The organism is Paratractidigestivibacter sp., assembly GCF_052362415.1.
Classification (GTDB): domain Bacteria; phylum Actinomycetota; class Coriobacteriia; order Coriobacteriales; family Atopobiaceae; genus Paratractidigestivibacter.
The window spans coordinates 1-2,721 of the sequence record NZ_DAWEMK010000163.1 but is presented as its reverse complement, the minus strand read 5'-3'; the positions used below and the strand labels follow the sequence as shown (position 1 = coordinate 2,721).

Below are 2,721 nucleotides of genomic sequence, written 5' to 3'. Positions count from 1 at the left end.
TTACCACCACCTCGAGATGGGCCGCTACGACGTTATGGAGAAGGACCGGCCCATCACCGGCTTCGACCTCGAGCTCATCGACTACGCGGGCCAGCTCGCCGGTGTCATGATCGATAGGCTGGGCGCCGCGGGCGAGCGCGTGGGGTCTGGCTCCTCCGTCCTGCGCGACCTCGTGGAGGGGTCCTTCGTCAACGTCCAGACCATGCGCGCGCAGGTGCTCCTCACGAGCCTTCCGCTCGACGTGAGCTATGTGCTGCTCGTGGTCACCGGGCAGCGCAACGCCGACAAGGACTACCATGCCCGCGTGGGCACCATGTGCGCCCGGGCGCTGCGAAACAGCCTGTGGTGCGCCCGCGAGAACTGCCTCGTCGTGCTCGCGCCCATCGGAAAGAACGAGACCGCCGGCTACGACGACTATGCGCGCGCCCAGCGTCGCCTGACGTCGAACAAGGCCCTCATGACCACCCTGGCAAACAACGAGCTCTCGCTCTTTGTGAGCGAGCCGTTCGGCGATTTGCTCATGTGCCCGGGGCGCCTGCGCGAGGCCATCGACCTCGAGAAAACCATCCGCGAGCCCGAGGCCGGGCGCGCCTACTACTACTGGGAGCACCGCTTCGCCGCGCTCGCGAGCTCGGCGGGCGCCCCCGACCGGCTCGAGATGCTGCTCGACAAGCGCGTGGTCGCCATGGCCGACTACGACCGCGAGCACGGGACCGCCTACCTGCAGACGGCCATCATGAGCGTGCGCTTCCCCGGCAGCCCCGCCGACGCCGCCGCGGCGCTGAACGTCCACCGCAACACCTACTTCTACCGCATGAACAAGGTGCGCGAGCTGTTCTTCATCGACCTGAAGGACGGCGACGACCGCCTGGCGCTCAGCTTCTCCGCCTCCATCATGGAGGGCATGGAGAAATAGCGAACCGAGCAAGGTGCTTCTTTTTCAGGCTTTTTATCTGCGCATTTGTGATTCAGCACAAAGCCTGCGCAGGAAGTAGTTCTGTTATCTATACGCCAGCCTAACGGTTTTGGCCCTAACCTTCCCTCAGTTGATCGCGGCGCGGGGGCGCCGCCGTAGGGCTTTGCCCGGAGAGGAAAGGGGTCGCCATGACCAAGATCGTGGGCGTCTCGTTCGGCACCAAGAACGGCAACAACGACACCATCTGCAAGGCGGTGCTTCTGGCGGCGCAGAAGCAGGGCTGCGAGGTCGAGTTCATCCGGGCGATGGACCTTGACATCAAGCACTGCACCGGCTGCATCACCTGCGTGAAGATGCTCATGAGCGGCACCAAGAACGTGTGCGTCCACAAGGACGACTTCGACTGGCTTGCTTTTGAGATGTTCCACGCCGACGGCGTCGTCATGGTCGACCCGATCTTCGAGACCGGTGCGTCGGGCCTGTTCCACACGATCATGGACCGCTTCGGGCCTCGCATGGACACCGGCAACAACTTCATCGCGACGCAGATCGCGCAGGGCCGACTTGCCCAGGGAGGAGACGCCGCGCGCGGCGTTGCCGTTCCCGCCCCCGCCATCATGAGCCCGAAGGCCGTTTCCTATATCGGCATCGGCGGCTCGGACTGGGGCACGCACGTCCAGTCGGAGCACCAGCTCCAGGCCATGACTCCCAGCTGGCAGGTCATCGACAACGAGTGGGTCCCCTGGTCCAAGACCGCCCTCATGGACGACGCCCTGATCGACCGCGCCACGCTGATCGGCGAGAACCTGGCCGCCGCGGCAAAGAAGATCCAGGAGAACGTCGCCGCGGGCGCCGACCCCTCCTCAACCTCAAGGAGGCCGCCATTCGCCACGCCGCCTCCGCCGGGCGCGCCTACGAGGAGTGCCGCTTCGTGGTCTGCCACATCGGCGGCGGAATCAGCGTGAGCGCCCATGACCGCGGGCGCATGGTCGACGGCGCCGATATCGTGGGTGGCGAGGGCCCGATGGCGCCCACCCGCTGCGGCGCCCTGCCCGTCGCAGAGGTCCTCGACTACCTCGACGCCGGCCACGCGACTGCCGACGTGCGCAGGATGTGCATGAAGACCGGCGGCTTCGTCGACCTTCTTGGCACGTCCGACGCGCTCGAGGTGAGCCGTCGCGCCGAGGCGGGGGATGAGGCGTGCCGCCGCGCCTGGGATGCCATGGTTTATCAGATCTGCAAGGAGATAGGCGCCATGGCGGCGGCTTTGGGCGGCAACGTTGACGGTATCCTGCTCGGCGGCGGTATGGTCCACAACAAGGGCCTCGTTCGCGCGATCGAGGAGCGCTGCGGCTGGATCGCGCCGGTCTTTGCGTACCCCGGCGAGTTCGAGCTCGAGGCCATGGCCGCCGGCGCCCGGCGCGTGCTCGACGGCGACGAGGAGCCGCTCCGCTACACGGGCAAGTCAGTCTTCGACGGCTTCGCCTGCTTCGAGGGCTGAGGTCAACCCTGTGCGCGAGCACAAATCCTCTTGCGGTCCGCGCCCTGTTCCTTGAGGGCGCGGACCTTGGTGACCGCGCGCCCCCCGGGTTAGCATCGACCCTGTAGGCAAACCATCCCTGGCCACCCAAGAAAGGCCGCCCGAATGTGCGAATGGAACCGCAAGCTCATCATCCAGGACATCGTCCTGGCTATCGTGATCAACACGACGGCGACGCTGCTCGGGCACGACCCGTTGACCACACGTGGTACATCTTTACCTGCGTGGCGCTCGCGACGAACGTCCTCGGCCAGTTCCTGCTGCC

General features: G+C 66.2%; 3 protein-coding genes. All 3 read left to right on the top strand.

All coding sequences use genetic code 11. The features are described 5' to 3' along the window. A partial coding sequence (locus tag ACT84W_RS10375) for a PucR family transcriptional regulator (RefSeq protein ID WP_444329155.1) occupies positions 1–916 on the top strand: 916 nt, incomplete at its 5' end. 188 nt (positions 917–1,104) lie between these two features. Then, positions 1,105–1,881, top strand: coding sequence for a flavodoxin family protein (locus ACT84W_RS10370; RefSeq protein WP_444329154.1), 777 nt, complete (start codon positions 1,105–1,107; stop codon positions 1,879–1,881). Next, complete coding sequence (locus ACT84W_RS10365; protein ID WP_444329156.1) at positions 1,800–2,417, top strand: butyrate kinase; 618 nt, start codon at positions 1,800–1,802, stop codon at positions 2,415–2,417. The genes ACT84W_RS10370 and ACT84W_RS10365 overlap by 82 nt, the downstream gene beginning before the upstream one ends. Positions 2,418–2,721: the final 304 nt, after the last annotated feature.